Raw genomic sequence first — 19,533 nt, 5'->3', positions numbered from 1 at the left:
CCTTTAGAACTGACTATTTGTTTTACTCTTCCTGATGATTTGCGGCACGCATACGTTCTTGTGGGTGTGTATTAATCGTACCGTTAGGCCTTTTTGAAGCAAAACGATCTTTTGCTTTCGGTTGACCGTCGATATTGTTATTATTTCTGGCCTCAGACCAAATTTCAGATTGTTTACCCAAGAAGAACGCCCCCTCATTGTAAAATGATACTTACTAAGAAGTATCATTAATAGAATGTGCAAAGCAAAAGAAATTATGCTTAAAAAATAAAGGGGGATTTGCTCTTTCATCATTCTGCTGTGGTTGTTAGGCACGAGATAAAGTACAAAATCAATAAAAGGAGAAATAAATAATGAATGATAAGTATGAAATATTAACAAAAGAACTTTTGGAAAAAAATAGTTTTTTGTCTTATTCACAGGCACGCGCATGGATTGAGTTATTATGGGAGGACTTCCAAGTAACATATGCAAAATCTGGGCGTTATCAGGGTGAAGAAATGACGGAACAAATTGTAAGAACATGGATTAATAACCATGGTGAACGTCTTCATGAAATTCGTACGAATAATCCGAAATATAGTCATTTAATTAATCAAGACGACCATTTAAAGCATTAAAAAAAGCGACCGAGTTGGTCGCTCTTTTTAATGTGGAATCAATTCTAATTTTTTACGAAGCTTTTCTTCACTAAAAATCCATCCAGTATAGGAACTAATGATATTTAAATTTTGATCCAGTTGGACAATTGCAACGAATGGATAGTAGTCTTTACTACGGTAGCGTAAATCGATAAAACGCACTTCATAATAGTTTTCATAATCAAAGATATCCCAGCGATATACAGGTGAAAAAGATAAAAAAGCAGAAATATTTTCATCTTTTTGTGCAGCCTGCATAATTTTATTGTCTGGAAGTGGAATACGATCAAATTTATCATGCACCATAATATGGCCGCGGTGCCAACGAGCAACATAGTATTTGTCTTTTGTAGTAATTGCTAAATGATAATGGTAAAAGCGATAGGAAGGAGAAATAATGACTTCCTCTACATCTTCAAATCGTTTGTAAACTACACTTTTGATATTTTGTCTCATTACAATTCGACCGACATAGTAGACAAACATTAATATATATGCAGCTAAAGCAGTATACCCTTTATGGGAACCGACAAGCATGCAGGCGATAGCGAGTATATGGATAAAGAAAATGACAGCATCAAATGTATTAATTACACCTAATGCAACCCATCTTTTTGTAAAAGGCCGTAACGCTTGCGTACCATAAGCGTTAAAAATATCAACAAATACGTGAAGAAAGACGGCGATAAATGACCAAAGTAGTAGATGAAGATAGGACGATTCTGTAAAGAAGGCAAAGGCAATTCCGCTTATAAGAAAGGACCAAAGAATAACAGCAGGAATGGAATGAGTAATTCCACGATGGTTTCGTATATATTTTGCATTGTTACGTAATTTTAAGACAGTATCAATATCAGGAATATTGGAGCCGGCAATCGTTGCAAGCATAACTGCTTGTGGTCCGAAATCACTTTGGCTAATGGCTGGATCTAACGTTGCTAAACCACCTAATGTGACGCCCATAACAAGGTGAGTGGCTGTGTCCATGAAAACACACCTCCATTTTTTTATTAATGTAACTCTTTTTATTCGATATCTCAAGGCATTTGCCTTCTATTTCCTATATCATCTTACTTAAATTTTTTCCTAAAATCTTTATAATAGTACGTATATGCAAAAAAATGAGGGGGATCAAGTTTGGCACTTGAAATATTAGATGATTTTAACATAGAGAAGTTTCAACACGATTTAATTAGTTGGTTTGAAAAAGAACAACGTGACTTACCGTGGCGTGAAAATAAAGATCCGTATCGTGTTTGGGTTTCTGAGATTATGTTGCAGCAAACACGAGTAGAAGCTGTAAAACCATATTACGCAAATTTTATGGGAAAGTTTCCAACATTAGAAGCATTGGCTGATGCAGAAGATGAAGAAGTATTAAAAGCATGGGAAGGGCTTGGTTATTATTCTAGAGCACGGAATCTACATGCAGCAGTGAAAGAAGTAAAAGAAGTATATGGCGGGAAAGTACCAAATGATGTGAAAAAAATTGAAAAGTTAAAAGGTGTTGGTCCTTATACAAAAGGTGCGATCTTAAGTATTGCATACGGTATACCAGAGCCAGCTGTAGATGGCAATGTAATGCGTGTTTTATCCCGTATATTGTCAGTGTGGGATGATATTGCGAAACCTAAGACACGAAAAGTATTTGAAGAAATTGTACATGAAATTATTTCAAAGGAAAATCCGTCCTATTTTAATCAAGGCTTAATGGAGTTAGGTGCGCTTATTTGTATTCCGAAAAATCCAGCTTGTTTACTTTGTCCTGTTCGTGAGCATTGCCGTGGATATGAAGAAGGTGTGCAAAAAGAGTTACCTGTCAAAAGTAAGGCGAAAGCTCCTAAAATGGTACCGCTTGTTGCAGGAGTGCTGCAGACAGAAGATGGGGATTATGTAATTAACAAAAGACCGAGTACAGGATTACTTGCCAACATGTGGGAATTTCCAAACGTTGAAATAAGTGAAGGAATTCGAAATCATAAACAGCAGCTGGCTGATTATATGAAAGAAAATTTTTCTCTTTCTGTTTCAATCGATGAATATGCAATGAACGTTCAACATACATTCACCCACCGTACGTGGGATGTATTTGTATTTTATGGAAAAGTAGCAAGTGTTATTAAAGAAACAGATACATTAAAGGTTGTATCGAAAGAAGACTTTGAGAAATTACCTTTCTCTAAATCGCATCGTACGATTTATGAAGAATGTGTTGAAAAACTCCAACCATAATAGTTGGAGATGGAACGTGTTCCCGAATTAGGGAACACGTTTTTTAGTCGTAAGAAATTTTTGTACCGTGTGTCCAATCCGCTTCGCTTTTTTGAAGACCGCCCCGTGATTCAATTTCTTTTATAATTTCTTTGTAGATCGTTTGGCCTTCTACGTTTAAATAGGGCATGATTTGCTGTAAGGAATGGTGAAAATAAGCTAATTCATCTTGTTTCCATTTTTCTTTCGAAATCATAGATAGTTCTGTCATATCGCGTCCAACGTACATGTGTACACCTCCATCATATGTAGTTTGAATGAGCCTGGAAAGATATATGCACCAATTAAAAAATAATTTTACGGATATCTTTTAGAGTGGTTGGTTACATTATTGGTTGTGGAGGTGAGAAAGATGAGTAAAAAACAACAAGGTTATAACAAAGCAACTTCTGGTGCTAGCATTCAAAGTACAAATGCTAACTATGGTACAGAGTTTGCGACTGAGACAAACGTACAAGCAGTAAAACAACAAAACGCACAATCAGAAGCAAAGAAAGCACAAGCATCTAGCGCTGGTGTTCAAAGTGCAAATGCTAGTTACGGCACAGAGTTTGCAACTGACACAGATGTACAAGCAGTAAAACAACAAAATGCAAAATCAGCAGCGAAAAAATCGCAATCTTCTAGCACGAATCAATAACAAAGAAAAACACTTCTCGATTCAAGAGAAGTGTTTTCTTTGTTTGTCATATTATGACGAAAACGAAAGTTTTGTTACTAGTGAAAATCTAATGTTATGCAAATCGATTACTTTGAGAATTTTGTTGAGAGAGCCGACATAACTTCTAATAAGTCAACAAATGTAGCCAAAGGAGAAGAAGGTAGGAGATTAGAAAATATGTAGTAGCGATGTATCCTGTTATTCGAGGTAGTAAGCCCCCCACCTCAAGATTTAAAGGAAAACGAGGAGGATAGATGGAGGGCTGCCTGTAAATGCCCGCTTCGTGAGAGTTGATTAAAGCTTCACTTTATTAAAAACAGGAGGTAAATAATGAATTTATTTGATAAGTTGGTAGGAGAGCAGTTGCAAACAATGGATGAGTTACTGAAGTTACAAGCGCATCTAGAGAAGTACCAACAGATTGAAACAAGTGAGCAAGGGAAGTGTGATAAAAAAGATTTGCATTTTATTCGGCAAGAAATACATAAAACGGAACAAGCTTTGAAGCTTTTGCATGAAAAATTTGAGCAACAAACAAATGAAGTGATTCATTCTTTTGAAACTGAAAAAATAATTTCTAACTAAAGGATTGTATATTTTGATACTTTAGTTGGAAAAGCCCTTTCTTAATTTATGAAGAAGGGCTTTTTGTTGCATCATAACTTGTCGATGGAGAGTAATTCGTTCGTGTTTATGGAATTTGGATTGTATCGGTTTAGTTTTAAAATTTTGACAAAAAAGTTATAATAGAAAAAAAGTGAATTCGGCTCAATACGTTTTTAACAGGAAAAATACTAGTTAAGGCAACTTTAGAAGAGCGTTCACAGTGAAAGAAGGGAGCACGTATGGGATTTCCCAAAGAAGGAGAAAAAGTACAAATACATAGTTATAAACATAATGGCTCCATTCATAGAATGTGGGAAGAGACTACAATTTTAAAAGGGACACAAAGTCTTGTAATTGGTGCAAATGATCGGACTGTAGTAACCGAATCAGATGGTCGGACATGGATTACGCGTGAGCCTGCAATTTGTTATTTTCATTCAAATTATTGGTTTAATGTAATCGGTATGTTACGAGAAGAGGGAGTATATTATTATTGTAATTTAAGTTCTCCATTTGCATATGATTCTGAAGCATTAAAGTATATTGATTATGATTTAGATATTAAAGTATATCCAGATATGACATATACTCTTTTAGATGAAGATGAGTATGAGAAGCATAGTCAGATGATGAATTATCCTCCAGTGATTGATACGATATTAAAACGAAATGTAGAGTATTTAACGCAGTGGATTCATCAAAGAAAAGGGCCATTTGCGCCGGACTTTGTTGATATGTGGTATGAACGATATTTAATGTATAGAGATTAAAGTAAACCTGCAGGGAGTTTCCCGGCAGGTTTGTCCTATTGAAGGGGGATTACATGCAAGGAATAAAAAGATATTTACAATTTGTAAAACCATATCGCTGGCTTATTACAATTACAATTATTATTGGACTCATTAAGTTTGGAATTCCGCTGATTATGCCGTGGCTATTAAAGTATATTATTGATGATGTGATTCAAGGGAGTGGATCACTTCAGGAAAAAACATCACAATTGATAACAGCAATCGGCATTGCCTTTTTTATTTTTGGTGTACTGAGACCACCTGTTGAATATTATCGTCAATATTTTGCGCAGCGTATTGGTAATACAGTACTTTATGATTTACGAAAACATATTTTTGGACATCTGCAAAAATTGAGTTTACGCTATTATTCAAATACAAAAACAGGTGAAATCATTTCACGTGTGATTCATGATGTGGAGCAGACGAAGGATTTTGTTATTACAGGACTTATGAATGTCTGGCTTGATACAGCTACGATTTTTATTGCAATTGTAGTTATGTTTTCGATGAATATAAAATTAACCCTCGTTGCATTGCTTATTTTGCCGATTTATGCAGTTGCAGTGAAATACTTTTTTGGACGTCTTCGTAAATTAACCAAAGATCGTTCACAAGCATTGGCAACGATGCAAGGTTACTTACATGAGCGTATTCAAGGGATGCAAGTGACGCGTAGTTTTGCATTAGAAGAGTATGAAAAAGGGCAATTTGATAAGAAAAATAATGAGTTTTTAACGAAAGCATTAACACATACAAGTTGGACAGCGCGAACGTTTTCTACGGTGAATACGTTAACGGATTTGGGACCATTACTTGTTATTGCGTTCGCGGCATATGAAGTGATTCAAGGTTCTTTAACACTTGGAACGATGGTTGCTTTTGTTGGGTATATGGACAGTTTATATAGTCCATTACGCCGCCTTGTTAACTCTTCTACAACACTCACACAATCATTTGCCTCAATGGATCGAGTGTTTGAGCTGTTAGATGAAAAGTATGATATTGTAAATATTCCAAAAGCAATTAAACAAAATAAGCTTTCAGGTGAAATTGTATTTGATCAAGTTTCATTTCGATATAATACTGATGAAAAAGATGTATTACATCACCTTTCTTTCTCAATTCGTCCTGGAGAAAAAGTTGCCCTTGTTGGAGCGAGTGGAGGGGGAAAGTCATCTCTCGCTAGTTTAATTCCAAGGTTTTATGATGTCTCTAGCGGTGCCATTTATATAGATGGTGTGAATGTAAGAGATTATAACGTAAGAAATTTACGTAGTCATATCGGGATTGTTTTGCAAGATAACCTTCTATTTAGTGATACGATTCAATCTAATATTTTATATGGAAACCCGAAAGCAACGAAAGAGGAAGTCATTGCAGCTGCAAAAGCAGCACAGATTCACAATTTCATTATGAATTTGCCAGATGGTTACGATACAGTTGTTGGCGAAAGAGGTGTGAAGTTGTCTGGTGGGCAAAGGCAACGCGTAGCAATCGCACGTGTCTTTTTGAAAAATCCTTCTTTACTTATACTAGATGAAGCAACATCAGCTTTGGACTTAGAGAACGAAAGGCATATTCAAGAGGCTCTTCAAACATTAGCTGCGGACCGTACAACTATTATCATTGCTCATAGACTGGCAACCATCACACATGTAGATACAATTATATATATTGAAGATGGTGAAATAAAAGAAAAGGGTTCTCATGAACAATTAATGCAAAAACAAGGATTTTATTATAATTTATATCAAATTCAACATATAGAAGAAACAGCCCCTTTGGCTTAAAGGGGCTGTTTCTTTATTCGTCTTCTTTTTTTTCATCAATTTGTAGTTCATCTTCTGGTTTGTGATACGTATAAAAACTATCTACAAGTAAATCTAAATGTTCAACCTCTTCACTGTAATTAATAATTGAAGAAATAAGAGGGAAGAGATGTAACCATATTTTATATGATTCTTCATCTTCTTTATTTTGATAGTCCATAAATATATCGATTAATTCTTGTTTACCAGTTTCTACTTCATCAAGCATCTCAACAGACTGTTGTTTTTTGGCTTTACCAATAAACTTTAACAAAACTTGTTCGTGATAGTGTGTTAATGAATCTAATTCATTTTGAATGGATTCTTGAAATGGTTCAGGCATATATCGCAATTCATTTTCAGTACGGTGTAATGCTTTTAATGTACTTAATGCACGGCTAGTTGTTGCTAACATTTGCCTAAATAAGACGAGCTTACGAATTTTTGCGAATTGTACTTTTTTCGTATAGCTTCTTTCTTCTTTGTACAGTAAGTAGTAATGATTTAATTTAATCATTTTTTCTTTCATACGATCAATGTCTGTTTTCAATGTTGTGAAATCAGAAGCTTGCCTGCTGTTCATACGAATCCATTTTACAATTTCTTCTGTATTATCGACGATACGATGATACAGTTTTGTTTCGTATTTTGGCGGCATAAACATTAAGTTTACAAGTGAAGCTGCGATAATCCCGACCATAATCGTTGCAAAGCGAAGTAAGGCAAAATCAAAGAAATCAGTACCTTGATATTCCATAATCGCAATGACCGTCACTAAAGCGATAGATATTGTATTTTCTAAACGTAATTTTAGTGTGAGAGCAATAACTAATATACAAGTTAATCCAATAATAAAAGGATTGTGTCCAAAAGCAAAGGCGAATCCAATAGCGAATACTGCGCCAATTACGTTTGCTTGGATTTGTTCGAGTGCTGTCAAATATGAGCGGTATACAGATGGCTGTACAGCAAAAATTGCTGAAATTCCCGCGAATACAGGACTCGGTAGTTGGAGCAAAGTACAAGCAAATAAAGCTAATGTAATGGCAATACCCGTTTTTAAAATGCGAGCACCAAGTTTCATACCCTTTTTTATATCCTTTCTCTCTTGTCATTATGAGTGATACAACATGATACTATACATTCATTACAATATGTTAGCAAGTGATATTTTATAGGATGTTCAAAAAGTCCGGTTTAGATAGCCTTCGCATGTCTTCGTTACGTCGCCAGTCCGGTACTCATGTAGTATAAGCTACATTCCGTTCCTCCTGTCTGCGGCGCCTCGACCTGCTCGGCTATCTAAATCCTCCTTTTTGAACGTATATTTTAATGGATGTTCAAAAAGTCCGGTTTAGATAGCCTTCGCATGTCTTCGTTACGTCGCCAGTCCGGTACTCATGTAGTATGAACTACACTCCGTTCCTCCTGACTTCCGTGCCTCGACCTGCTCGGCTATCTAAATCCTCCTTTTTGGACCTGTGTTTGTAATGAAAAAACCTGCTGAATTTCAGCAGGTTTTCAAATTGTTATTATAGATTACTATGTGATACTCACTTCGTCAATTTTAAGTAAATGAAAATTTGGTTGCATCATTCAGTCGAAATAGATGGGTCTGCTTGCTCTTTTTTTGGAAGGACTTCATAAAAGTGAAGCTGAATGTTCTCTAATAACGGTGTTAAGAGAGCAACTTCTTCATATTGTTCGTGCTCATTTAATACGCGAATGTAGTCTAATAATAATTCGGTAATGTCTGATTCCCCGTTTTTGCTAAGTGGACATAATGTTACATTCGCTCCCTTTGCGATTCTTCGGCGCAGGGCAGATTCTGTTAAACCGAGTTCAGGTTGATGACGTAAATAAACGATACCACCAGTCATACCTGCACAAATCCATGGACCGGGATCACCAAGAACGAGAGCGCGACCGTTTGTCATATATTCAAAAGCGAAGCCTTTAATATTTGCATGAACGCCTAGGTTCCCGTGTTCTTTTTCTCGAAGTGGTTTTGTGATTCTTCCCCCGATGATCATATCTGCTCCAGATAAGCGGATGCCAGCACGTGCATCGGCGTTACCTTGCGCATATAAAGTTCCTTTTTGTGCACCGTATCCAAAACCTTTTCCGACAGAACCGTTATAGTATGTTCCATCTTTTCCTTTTGCTTTTGTGATATAAATACCGCCCCCGAATGATGTTTTTCCGATGCCATCTTGTGCGCCGCCATTTACATGAATAAATAAGTTTTCGCTATTGTAGGCACCTAAGCCATTTCCGGGAACGGAACCATTTGTATATTTTAATGTAATTGGTTCAAGCATATTGTTGTCATATAATTTACTGCGGACTCGGTAGCATGACTCAAGACCACCCATAACGCGTTGATCTACACCAACACCAACTAACTCTTTTGATTGGAAAGAATTAGCTACTGCATAATGATGTTGTTGTTTTTCCTCTGTCATAGTGTACGAGGTATTGTCTAATGTTTGTAATAAATTTTGTAAATCTAATAGTTCTATACCTCGCATTTGTTCTAGTAAATCAGAACGACCGACAATTTCTTGTAAGTTCGTATAACCGAGATTACCTGTTAAGCGTTTAAGTTCTGTTCCGAAAGTGTTAAATAAGTTCAATAAACCTTCTACAGCATTTTCAAATTGACGTGGAACAAAACGGCGTAGTCCATGTTCTTTTGCCTGAGCTTCTGATTCAATTTGTGTTGCAATACCGACATGACACGTATCTAAGTGACAGCCACGGCACGTTGTACAGCCAATTGCAATCATGGATAAAGTGCCAAAGCCAATACGGTTTGCGCCAAGAAGCATAATTTTCAGTGCATCATTTACACTTCTGATACCACCGTCTGCCCAAATCTCTACGTTGTGTCTCATATTTGCTTCTAATAGTGCGTTATGAGCAGCCTTTACGCCAATTTCAACGGGAAGACCTACGTGTTGCAAGGCGTGAATACGTGCAGCACCTGTGCCGCCATCAAATCCGCTGATATTAATAAAATCAGCACCAGCTTTTGCAATTCCTACAGCAATTGTTCCGATGTTAGGAACAACTGGAACTTTGACAGCGACTTTTGCGAGTTGATTAGCAGTTTTAATTTCGGTAATCATTTGTGCTAAGTCTTCAATTGAGTAAATATCATGGTTATTGGAAGGAGAGATCAAGTCTGAACCAATTGTTGCATTACGTGCTTCGGCAATTTTAGAAGTGACTTTTGACCCTGGCAAATGTCCACCTTCACCAGGTTTTGCTCCTTGCCCAATTTTAATTTCAATTAAATTTGATGAGTTTAACAATTCGGCATTTACGCCAAAACGCCCTGATGCAATTTGTTGGCCACGTGTATGCGGGTATTTACCAATCATGTCTTTAATCTCTCCGCCTTCGCCATTTAAACTAATCATATTGAGGCGATCGGCTGCTTCTGCATAAGCTCGGAATGCAATTTCATTTTGTGAGCCAAATGACATCGAACTAATAATGAATGGCAAGTCATGGTTTTTTACGCCAATTGAAACGCGTTCAGTTGGCACTGGTTGCTCAGCTTCTTTTATTTGGACGAGGTGGCGAATTGCAATGGGGTTCTTATCTTCTACTTCAGCTAATTTCTCGCGATAATTATCGTAAGCATTCCCTTTGGCTACATCACCAATTGATTTCCAAATGCGAGGAAAGACATGAAATGTTTTTCTCATTCTAACTTTTGGATTACTATAATCAAGTGCCCTGGCTTTTGCATCTTCAGCTAAAGAAGTAAGTGAAAATGCCACAGTGCGTGATCCTAAAAAGTTTGTAATTTGTAGTATGTTTGCAATTTCTTCGTGTAAACCAATTGAAGAGAAGAGGCGGCCATAACCACGCAGCTCATGGATACCGATAGTCGAAATAACTTTTTCAAGCCCTTTGTTTAACGCTTTATATAAGTTAGCAATTGGTTGTGTTGATCCATCATTTACAGTTGCGAACATTAAATAGGGATTAATAACATCTGCCCCTAACCCATATAGTGTAACAATATCGTGTAAAGAACGGAGAGCGCCAGATCTTACAACGATGGAGCATTGGCGTCGTAATTTATGTTCAGTAAGTTTTTGGTGTACTTTAGCTGTAATTAAATGCGGATCAATCCATAAGTGTTCGTTTTGATGAGCTTTAGCATCATCAAGTAATAGCAGAGAAGCACCTTTTTTTATAGCTGTTATAGCTTCTATACTAATTCTGTCTAATGCATCATGTAAGGTTTCTGATGCTGTGAACGTAACAGAGAGTTTGTAAACTGCACTATGAGTTGCAAATAGCTGCACAAGTTGCTCATATGAGATGGTTTCCAAGTCTTCTGCAATTTCCTGTGCTAAATTACCTTCTACTATAATTGGTGACAAAAGTTCGGTAACAAAAGTTTGCTGCTGACCACTAAATAAGCTAGGACGTTCTCCTAGTACTGTACGTGTAGAGAAGTGTTCAATTTCTCGGTCTCGGTCGATTGCTGGATTTGTAACAACAGCAACGCTTTCTTTTATAAAGTCAGCAATGTTTCGTCTGTCCGGATCAAGTGCAGCGAGAGGTGCATCATGGCCGAGTGAACGAATGGGTTCAACCCCTTTTGTTGCCATTTGTTCGAGAAGTTGGATATGCTCACGATCCCAGCCGAAAGCTACATATTGCTCTGTTTCAACTTGAGAGAGGTTAGATAACCCTTCAATTTTTTTCACGACCGGAGTAGATAAGTTAAAATGATAATCTGAAAAATGAATACGCTGTTTCATCCGTTTGTACACTTCTTCTTGATATGTTTCATATTCATAGAGAACGAGGTCACCTTGTGTATTCCACTTTAAACCTACTTTTTCTCCAGGGGCAAGTGACTTTGGCTCTGCTACGTATTCGGATGGCGATACAACACCTGGTTCAGAAGAAAAGATATAGGAACTTTCTGTTTCTACTTTCCAAACTGGTCGTAAACCAAGTGAATCTACACTAAAAACAGCTTCATCTTTATAACGTGAAATAATCCCGGCTGGCCCCTGAGCGAAATGTCCCCATGCTTCACGAATATACATATATAAATCTTGCATATGTGGCTCGTATAATTTAATCTCATTAATAATTGGTGGGAATAATATATCCATTGCTTCAAATAGACTGTAGTTGTAGTGAACGAGAAGTGTTTCTAAGGTGCGGTTTAAATCTTGAGAATCGCTGCCTCCAGCAGTAAGAGGTACATCAATCATTTCGGCTTGGTCACGTAATTTGGAAATGGTATTAATTTCTCCGTTATGGCCAAGGATGCTAAATGGTTGCACGCGAAAAAAATTAGATAATGTATTTGTGGAATAGCGATTATGCCCAAGTGTCATCGTTGATGCAATAAGTGGGTGTTGTAAATCGTCATAGTAAGCAACAAGTGTATCGCCAGCACCAAGAACTTTATACACAACATGATCGTGACTTAATGATGCAACATGAATTGCTGTATTTTTCTCAATTTCAATTGTTAAAGTGAATAGTACTTGATTCAAGTTTTCAGTGGGTGTTTCTGAAAGAATGGCAATTTGCCAAAATAAAGGTTCTTCTTGTTTACCAAGAGGACCAAGGGCATCAGAGTTTATCGCATCATCACTTTCGAAAATCACAGTGAGATTTTGATTGTCTAATTTATTACGAATACTGTTTTTTAAAAGAGTAGGATTTTCTTTTTTGTTTAGAAAAAAATGTCCAACGATAAAGTGGGGATGATCCACAATCGCTGGATTATATCCACTATTTTTTAATTTTTCTTTCCAAAGTGCTTTCGGTAAGTCGATATGAACGCCAATACCATCGCCCTCACCATTAATAAAGCCTGCGCGATGGTTCATTTTTACAAGTGATTGTATACAAAGATCGATATTTTCTTTTGTTGGCACATTCTGTTTTTCCATAACGGAAACGATTCCACACGCATCGTGTTCTGCATTTGCATAATTTCGAAATAAAGACGGTGTCCATTTATTTGTATTGTTAGGCATCCGTCAATCCCCCCTCTGTTATAAAAGTTGTGAATAGTCTGATTTTTAAAGACGTATAATGCCTTATAGACAACAGAACAATAATATAAACTTAGAAATAAAACAGATAATTATGAATAATTATACTATTAATGCGCGATTTATGAAATAGAAAAAAGAAAAAAATAGAGGCTGGCCTCTATTTTTTCTATTGGTCATGTATTTTCTTATACGTTTGCTAAGGCAGCAAATGCTCTGCCAACGGCTTCGATTGTATATTCAATATCTTCTTTAGTATGTTCTGTTGTTAAGAACCAAGCTTCGTATTTAGATGGAGCTAAGTTAATACCTTCATTAAGCATAAGTTTGAAGAATTTACCGAACATTTCTCCGTCTGTATTTTGAGCAGCGTCATAATCTTCAATTGTATCTGTTGTGAAGTATACAGTTAACGCACCTTTTAGACGGTTTACTGTAATATCGATACTATGTTTTGTGGCTTGTTCTAAAATGCCTTTTTCAAGCATTGCGCCAAGTTCATCTAATTTTTCGTATACGCCTTCTTGCTTTAGTACTTCTAAGCATGCGATACCAGCTGCCATAGATGCTGGGTTTCCAGCCATTGTACCAGCTTGGTAAGCAGGGCCGAGCGGTGCAACTTGTTCCATAATTTCCTTCTTCCCGCCATAGGCACCGATTGGAAGACCGCCGCCAATTACTTTACCAAGTGCTGTTAAATCGGGTGTTACACCAAGTAAATCTTGAGCGCCACCATACATGAAGCGGAAAGCTGTAATTACTTCATCATAAATAACAAGTGCGCCAGCTTCGTGGACAAGCTCATTTACTTTTTCTAGGAAGCCGGGTTTAGGTTCGACAATTCCGAAGTTCCCAACGATTGGTTCTACAAGAATAGCTGCTACTTCATGTCCCCATTTATCTAATGCCTCTTTTAATGTTTCTACATTATTAAATGGAACGGTAATCACTTCTTGTGCAATACTTTGCGGTACACCAGCAGAATCAGGAGTACCAAGAGTAGACGGACCAGAACCAGCTGCTACAAGTACTAAATCTGAATGACCGTGGTAGCAACCAGCGAACTTCATAATTTTTGTGCGGCCTGTATAAGCGCGAGCCACGCGAATTGTTGTCATAACAGATTCTGTACCAGAGTTTACGAAACGAACTTTATCCAAAGCAGGCATTGCTTCTTTTAACATTTTTGCAAATTTTACTTCTAAGGCTGTTGGTGTTCCGTATAAAACACCATTTTCAGCTGCTGTTTTAATTGCTTCTGTTACGTGAGGATGAGCGTGTCCTGTAATGATTGGACCGTATGCTGCTAAATAATCGATATATTTGTTACCATCTACATCCCAAAAATAAGCACCCTTTCCGCGTTCCATTGCAACAGGTGATCCACCACCAACTGCTTTGAAAGAACGAGAAGGACTGTTAACACCACCAACGATATGTTCTAACGCTTCTTTATGTAATGCTTCTGATTTTGTGAAATTCACTACAATTCATCTCCTTACAAAAATCTATGTATTATTCTAACATGTTTTTCAAAAAGACGTATTGTTTGTGATAGGAATGGCAGTTGGGTAAACTATTCGTTGTGGTATCGAGGAAGGGGGTCCGATTATGAAATCGGTAATTGAAGTACAAGGATTACGTAAAGAATTTACAGCATATTCAAGTCGCTCTGGTTTAAAAGGTGCGTTTCGCGATTTATTAAATCGTAATTATAAAATAGTGCCAGCAGTGAATGATGTTTCGTTTACTGTAAAACAAGGTGAAATGGTTGGTTATATTGGTGAAAATGGTGCTGGAAAATCAACAACCATTAAAATGCTAACTGGGATTTTAACACCAACGTCCGGTCAAATCACAGTAAATGGTATGAACCCACATAAACAGCGAGAAGAATTTGTAAGAACGATTGGTGTTGTATTTGGTCAACGTTCGCAGCTTTGGTGGGATATTGCAGTACAAGAATCATTTCGTTTATTAAAGAAGGTTTATGGTGTATCAGATAGACAGTACAAAGAACATATGGAACATGTCATTGAGACATTAGATATTGGACCGTTGTTAGATAAGCCGGTGCGTAAATTATCACTTGGTCAAAGAATGCGTTGTGAATTAGCAGCGGCGTTAATTCATAATCCACCACTTTTATTTTTAGATGAGCCAACTATTGGACTAGATGTTCTCGTAAAATTAAAAATCCGTGAGTTTTTAAAGGAAATGAATGAACGTTATAAAACAACAATTTTATTAACAACACATGATATTACGGATATTGAAGCTTTATGTGAACGCGTCATTATGCTGGATGAAGGAAATATTATGTATGATGGATCATTAGAAAAACTTCGTTCGCAGTGGGGAGCAGAAAAAGAAATACATTTTCAATTTACTGCACCAGTTTCATACCAACAATTATCAATGCTAATGCCAGATAATCATGTAGCTTGGTCACAAGGAAAAGAAGAATATACGTGGATTGCAAAAATACCCAATGAAGAAGTTATAATTTCTATGCTCATTTCCAAAGTAGTTCAAGCTTTTCAAATTAAAGATTTAAAAATTAATGAAGTGTCGACAGAGGAAATTATCCGTAATATTTATGAAGAGGGTATGATTCATGGGTAAGTATATTGAAATGATTCGTGTTCGTTTTTTAATGATGCTTGCTTACCGAACAAACTATTATAGTGGAATTTTAATTTATACGATTAATATCGGAGCGTATTATTTTTTATGGCAAGCGATTTACAGTGGGAAAGAGAATATTGAAAGTTTATCAATTTCTCAAATGACAACTTATATTGCCATTGCATGGATGGCTCGGGCTTTTTATTTTAATAATATTGACAGAGAAATTGCAATGGAAATTCAAGAAGGACGTGTAGCCGTCGAATTAATTCGTCCATATAATTATTTAGGAATGAAAGTTATGCAAGGTCTTGGAGAGGGAATTTTCCGTTTTGCATTCTTTTCTATTCCAGGTATGATTATTGTTACACTTTTATTTTCGTTACAGATTACAACCGATTTTCAAACGTGGTTATACTTTTTCCTATCGTTAGTTTTCAGTTTTATTATTAATACGCAAATTAATTTAATGACAGGTATGCTCACTTTTTTCTTATTTAATAACAGTGGAATTATGTATGCGAAACGTGTGGTTATTGATTTATTTTCAGGTTTATTACTACCCATCAGTTTTTATCCGTTATGGGCCCAAAAAGCAATGGTATTTTTACCGTTTCAAGCAATCAGTTATATTCCGAGTATGATTTTCTCAGAAGGTATACAGGGAAGTAAGTTGTATCAAGCTTTATTATTCCAGATGATTTGGGCAGTTGTACTTATTATTCCAATTGTGCTGATGTGGAAAACGGCAAGAAAACGCCTGATTGTACAAGGGGGATGATGGGATGCTATATATAAAACTGTTTTTACAATATGCAAGCCAATATATAAAAACGAAACTCGAGTATCGCGGCGATTTTATCGTTGGGTTATTATCTGATTTACTATTACAAGCTGTAAATTTAATTTTCATCCTTGTTGTTTTTGGACATACACAAGCGTTAAAAGGATGGAGCCGAGAAGAAGTTATTTTTATTTATGGATTTTTCTTAGTACCGTTTGCTATCTTTTCTGCTTTCTTTAATATATGGGATTTTAATGATAGGTATATTATTAAGGGAGAAATGGATCGCGTTTTAACAAGACCAATTCACAGTTTATTTCAAATTATATTAGAAAGAATGGAACTGGAGTCTTTAATTGGTGCAGTTACTGGGATTATTGTAATGGGGTATGCGGCAGTAGAGCTTCAATTATCTTTTTATTGGTACGATTTCTTTCTTTTCTTGTTCATGGTAGCAGGTGGTGCACTTGTATATGGCGGGATATTTGTGACGCTTGCCAGTATCGGTTTTTGGTCAGATGCGAAAAGTTCGATTATGCCCCTTATGTATAACATAGGAAATTATGGACGCTATCCAGTAAATATTTATAACCGCGTGATTCGGTTTATTTTAACGTTTGTATTACCATTTGCATTTGTTGGCGTATACCCAGCAGCATATTTTCTAAGAAAGACAGAATGGAATAGCTATGCATTTGCGACACCGATTGTTGGTGTGATTTGTTTTACAATTGCAATCACACTTTGGAATTTTGGAGTGAAGAAATATCGCGGTGCGGGAAACTAACAGCGGGTATAAAAGCTTCGTTTACCATGGGATAAATTGTTCTTTGTCCTCATACATATAGGGTGAGGTGGAGGACATGTTGTGGGGATTTATTTTATTAATTTCAGCCATTGCTGTGTTAAGAAGTATTCAAATATTATGGAGCTCATACTCAGATTCAAAGCGTTTCTTTTCTTTGTATAATCTAACTTCATTATTTCTAATTTATACAACGGTACTTATCGCATTTGGATTAAGTTATGTTGTATTAGAGGAAAGTGGATTTGCTGCCTTGAGAGAAGATGGAGAAAGTTTAAATGTTCATTCTTTCCAACTGGTAGAAGTATGCTTATATTTTAGTGCGGTTACTTTATTATCAGTTGGATATGGTGATGTAACTCCTGTTGGAATTGGGCGGTGGATTGCAATTATTGAAGCGTTGATTGGATATACACTGCCGTTTGCATTCGTAGTTCGGACTGTGATAGACAATGAAAAATAAGATAACATTTGTTATAGTAAAGGAAAAGACAAGGAGTGATAAAGATGGTCGCAATAGGAGAAGTGGCACCAGTTTTCACACTAGAAGGAAGTAACGGAGAGCAGATTAAACTGTCGGATTTTCACGGGAAAAATGTAGTATTATATTTTTATCCGAAAGATATGACGCCAGGATGTACAACAGAAGCGTGTGATTTTCGTGATGCATATGGATTATTCCAAGAAAAAGATACAGTTATACTAGGAGTAAGTCCCGATCCAGCAAATAGACATTTGAAATTTATTGAAAAGTATGATCTGCCATTCGTACTTTTAGTAGATGAGGATCATAAAGTGGCAGAATTATATGACGTGTGGAAACTGAAAAAGAACTTTGGCAAAGAGTACATGGGGATTGAAAGATCTACGTTTCTTATTAATAAAGATGGTGAACTAGTTAAAGAATGGCGAAAAGTAAAGGTGAAGGGACATATTGAAGACATCCTTTCGTATTTAAATTAAGGTTCTGTACGAGTAAGAGTAAAAGTAAAAGAAATTTATTATGATGTGAGTATTAGGCATATGTCTACACCCTTTTGCTGATGCTTCATACATTAAAAGGGTAGGGCATACCTCCTCAGATGATAGTATTCCAAGTGCGATTATTTCGCACTTTTTTCTATGTAAATGTATAAATGATGGACAAATATACATAAAAATAAGTGTAGGTGAAAAATAAACCACACAGTTATAGTAGAAATATTGACGATTGACAAGAAAAGGAGTACACTCTTTATAAGAATTATAAAATAATAATCCGTATAGAATCGGGGTGCATGACGGTGGTCAAAGAAGAATTAAAAGAAGCGCTAGAAATGCTGAAAAATACGGGTGTACGCATTACTCCACAGCGTCATGCTATTTTAGAGTACCTTGTGGAATCTATGACGCACCCAACAGCGGATGAAATTTATAAGGCGTTAGAAGGTAAGTTTCCAAATATGAGCGTTGCAACTGTTTACAATAACTTACGTGTATTTAAAGAAGTTGGGCTTGTTAAGGAACTAACTTATGGAGACGCTTCAAGTAGATTTGACTATGTTACAAGTCAACATTACCATGTGATTTGCGAAAAATGTGGTAAAATTGTTGATTTTCCTTATGAAGGTTTGGAACAACTTGAAAATGAAGCTGCGAAAGCAACCGGCTTTGTTATTAACAGTCATCGTTTAGAGATTTATGGCGTATGTCCAGAATGTCATAAGGCGTAATATATAATAAAGAAAGAGGCTGACGGCTACGTCGACCTCTTTCTTTATTATATAAACGTATTTTATGCTTTATAGTTCTTCTTATTATATTTCTCATCAAACTCTTTTCCTTCTAAAGTACGATCAAGCGTTAAGGGCTGATTGCAATGCATACATGCGTCTACTCGGCCAAGCATTTTTGTAGGTTTGTTACAACTTGGGCACATGATTTGCACAGTTTTTGTAGATAACATACCAATCCAAAAATAAACGACAGTGCTAGCGATAACTGCTAAAAAGCCAACCATCATAAAAATGGTCATAATAATAATATTTTCGCGGAAAAATACACCTAAGTATGCAATGAAGAGTCCGATAAATACTAAACTTAACGCAAAGGTTCGAATTTTATTGATTTTGTTCGAATATTTAATCCCCATTCCCATCACGCTCCTATAGCAACAATATAACACACAATTTTGAATTTTTGGTTTAAAAGAAGGGGCTTTATTAAAAATATGAAACGAAAAAAGAAATAAACGGGCTGTGAAATTTTTTTGCGAAAAGTATTGACCATGTATAAACTGCATGATATATTAATAACCGTCGCTGATGCGAAACGGCAGAAAGCGAAAAAAGAAATTAAAAAACTTGGTTGACATCGGAAAATGAAGATGTTAACATAAGGAAGTCGCAAATGAGCGACAAACGAGTTCTTTGAAAACTGAACGAAACAAACAACGTGAAACGTCAATTTTTATTTTAGATGCTAGACAAACTTTATTGGAGAGTTTGAT

General features: G+C 36.3%; 19 protein-coding genes. 12 read left to right on the top strand and 7 right to left on the bottom strand.

From position 1 onward, the window contains the following. Nucleotides 1–22 precede the first annotated feature (22 nt). The gene (locus AC1M36_RS24535) at nt 23–181 is read right to left on the bottom strand and encodes a small, acid-soluble spore protein K (RefSeq protein ID WP_017153990.1); all 159 of its coding nucleotides are present in this window, start codon (nt 179–181) and stop codon (nt 23–25) included. Between the two features lie 172 nt (nt 182–353). Here AC1M36_RS24535 and AC1M36_RS24530 point away from each other — a divergent pair, with 172 nt between their 5' ends. Beyond that, nucleotides 354–620: a YfhJ family protein gene (locus tag AC1M36_RS24530; RefSeq protein ID WP_174102951.1), complete on the top strand. Its 267-nt coding sequence runs from the start codon at nt 354–356 to the stop codon at nt 618–620. 27 nt (nt 621–647) lie between these two features. Here the strand turns inward: AC1M36_RS24530 and AC1M36_RS24525 are convergent, their stop codons facing one another. Continuing rightward, a complete protein-coding gene (locus AC1M36_RS24525) occupies nt 648–1,628 on the bottom strand; it encodes a metal-dependent hydrolase (protein ID WP_336453331.1) in 981 nt (326 codons plus the stop codon). A 150-nt stretch (nt 1,629–1,778) separates the two neighbouring features. Here AC1M36_RS24525 and mutY point away from each other — a divergent pair, with 150 nt between their 5' ends. After that, entirely contained in the window at nt 1,779–2,873 is a 1,095-nt protein-coding gene (gene mutY / locus AC1M36_RS24520; RefSeq protein WP_336453332.1) for an A/G-specific adenine glycosylase, read from the top strand. Nucleotides 2,874–2,916: 43 nt separating this feature from the next. Here the strand turns inward: mutY and AC1M36_RS24515 are convergent, their stop codons facing one another. Further along, nucleotides 2,917–3,141, bottom strand: a complete 225-nt coding sequence (locus tag AC1M36_RS24515; protein ID WP_336453333.1) for a hypothetical protein — start codon at nt 3,139–3,141, stop codon at nt 2,917–2,919. A gap of 123 nt (nt 3,142–3,264) precedes the next feature. On the opposite strand from AC1M36_RS24515, the gene AC1M36_RS24510 reads away from it, so the two are divergent. The 4 genes from AC1M36_RS24510 to AC1M36_RS24495 all read left to right on the top strand — a co-directional run bounded on the left by AC1M36_RS24510 (nt 3,265) and on the right by AC1M36_RS24495 (nt 6,763). After that, nucleotides 3,265–3,552, top strand: coding sequence for a gamma-type small acid-soluble spore protein (locus AC1M36_RS24510; protein ID WP_017153984.1), 288 nt, complete (start codon nt 3,265–3,267; stop codon nt 3,550–3,552). A gap of 351 nt (nt 3,553–3,903) precedes the next feature. After that, a complete protein-coding gene (locus AC1M36_RS24505) occupies nt 3,904–4,158 on the top strand; it encodes a YgaB family protein (RefSeq protein WP_336453334.1) in 255 nt (84 codons plus the stop codon). A 260-nt stretch (nt 4,159–4,418) separates the two neighbouring features. Then, nucleotides 4,419–4,949 (top strand): nucleoside tri-diphosphate phosphatase, encoded by a 531-nt coding sequence (gene ntdP, locus AC1M36_RS24500; protein WP_016112990.1) that lies wholly within the window; start codon nt 4,419–4,421, stop codon nt 4,947–4,949. 53 nt (nt 4,950–5,002) lie between these two features. Then, the gene (locus AC1M36_RS24495) at nt 5,003–6,763 is read left to right on the top strand and encodes an ABC transporter ATP-binding protein (RefSeq protein ID WP_336453335.1); all 1,761 of its coding nucleotides are present in this window, start codon (nt 5,003–5,005) and stop codon (nt 6,761–6,763) included. A 13-nt stretch (nt 6,764–6,776) separates the two neighbouring features. Here AC1M36_RS24495 and AC1M36_RS24490 read toward each other — a convergent pair whose 3' ends face one another. From AC1M36_RS24490 to hemL, 3 genes are all read right to left on the bottom strand, one after another. Beyond that, entirely contained in the window at nt 6,777–7,865 is a 1,089-nt protein-coding gene (locus tag AC1M36_RS24490) for an aromatic acid exporter family protein (protein ID WP_336453336.1), read from the bottom strand. Between the two features lie 508 nt (nt 7,866–8,373). Next, nucleotides 8,374–12,810, bottom strand: coding sequence for a glutamate synthase-related protein (locus tag AC1M36_RS24485; RefSeq protein ID WP_336453337.1), 4,437 nt, complete (start codon nt 12,808–12,810; stop codon nt 8,374–8,376). A gap of 206 nt (nt 12,811–13,016) precedes the next feature. Then, nucleotides 13,017–14,312 carry a glutamate-1-semialdehyde-2,1-aminomutase gene (gene hemL / locus AC1M36_RS24480; protein ID WP_336453338.1) on the bottom strand — a complete coding sequence of 432 codons (1,296 nt, stop codon included), beginning with the start codon at nt 14,310–14,312 and terminating at the stop codon, nt 13,017–13,019. A gap of 127 nt (nt 14,313–14,439) precedes the next feature. Here hemL and AC1M36_RS24475 point away from each other — a divergent pair, with 127 nt between their 5' ends. The 6 genes from AC1M36_RS24475 (at nt 14,440) to perR (ending at nt 18,757) form a co-directional block, all read left to right on the top strand. Then, nucleotides 14,440–15,453: an ABC transporter ATP-binding protein gene (locus AC1M36_RS24475; RefSeq protein WP_336453339.1), complete on the top strand. Its 1,014-nt coding sequence runs from the start codon at nt 14,440–14,442 to the stop codon at nt 15,451–15,453. Then, complete coding sequence (locus tag AC1M36_RS24470) at nt 15,446–16,237, top strand: ABC transporter permease (protein ID WP_336453340.1); 792 nt, start codon at nt 15,446–15,448, stop codon at nt 16,235–16,237. The genes AC1M36_RS24475 and AC1M36_RS24470 overlap by 8 nt, the downstream gene beginning before the upstream one ends. Before the next feature lie 4 nt (nt 16,238–16,241). Next, on the top strand, nt 16,242–17,027 hold the full coding sequence (locus AC1M36_RS24465) for an ABC transporter permease (RefSeq protein ID WP_336453341.1): 786 nt from the start codon (nt 16,242–16,244) through the stop codon (nt 17,025–17,027). Nucleotides 17,028–17,103: 76 nt separating this feature from the next. Beyond that, nucleotides 17,104–17,508 (top strand): potassium channel family protein, encoded by a 405-nt coding sequence (locus tag AC1M36_RS24460; RefSeq protein ID WP_336453342.1) that lies wholly within the window; start codon nt 17,104–17,106, stop codon nt 17,506–17,508. A 44-nt stretch (nt 17,509–17,552) separates the two neighbouring features. Further along, complete coding sequence (gene bcp, locus AC1M36_RS24455) at nt 17,553–18,008, top strand: thioredoxin-dependent thiol peroxidase (protein ID WP_336453343.1); 456 nt, start codon at nt 17,553–17,555, stop codon at nt 18,006–18,008. A gap of 320 nt (nt 18,009–18,328) precedes the next feature. Beyond that, complete coding sequence (perR, locus tag AC1M36_RS24450) at nt 18,329–18,757, top strand: peroxide-responsive transcriptional repressor PerR (protein ID WP_174102965.1); 429 nt, start codon at nt 18,329–18,331, stop codon at nt 18,755–18,757. Between the two features lie 62 nt (nt 18,758–18,819). Here the strand turns inward: perR and AC1M36_RS24445 are convergent, their stop codons facing one another. Continuing rightward, nucleotides 18,820–19,176 carry a YgzB family protein gene (locus AC1M36_RS24445; RefSeq protein WP_174102966.1) on the bottom strand — a complete coding sequence of 119 codons (357 nt, stop codon included), beginning with the start codon at nt 19,174–19,176 and terminating at the stop codon, nt 18,820–18,822. Nucleotides 19,177–19,533: the final 357 nt, after the last annotated feature.

Source organism: Bacillus sp. Medicinal_06 (genome assembly GCF_056711665.1).
Note: the sequence above shows the minus strand (reverse complement) of the source record. Positions and strands in the feature narration are given on the sequence as shown.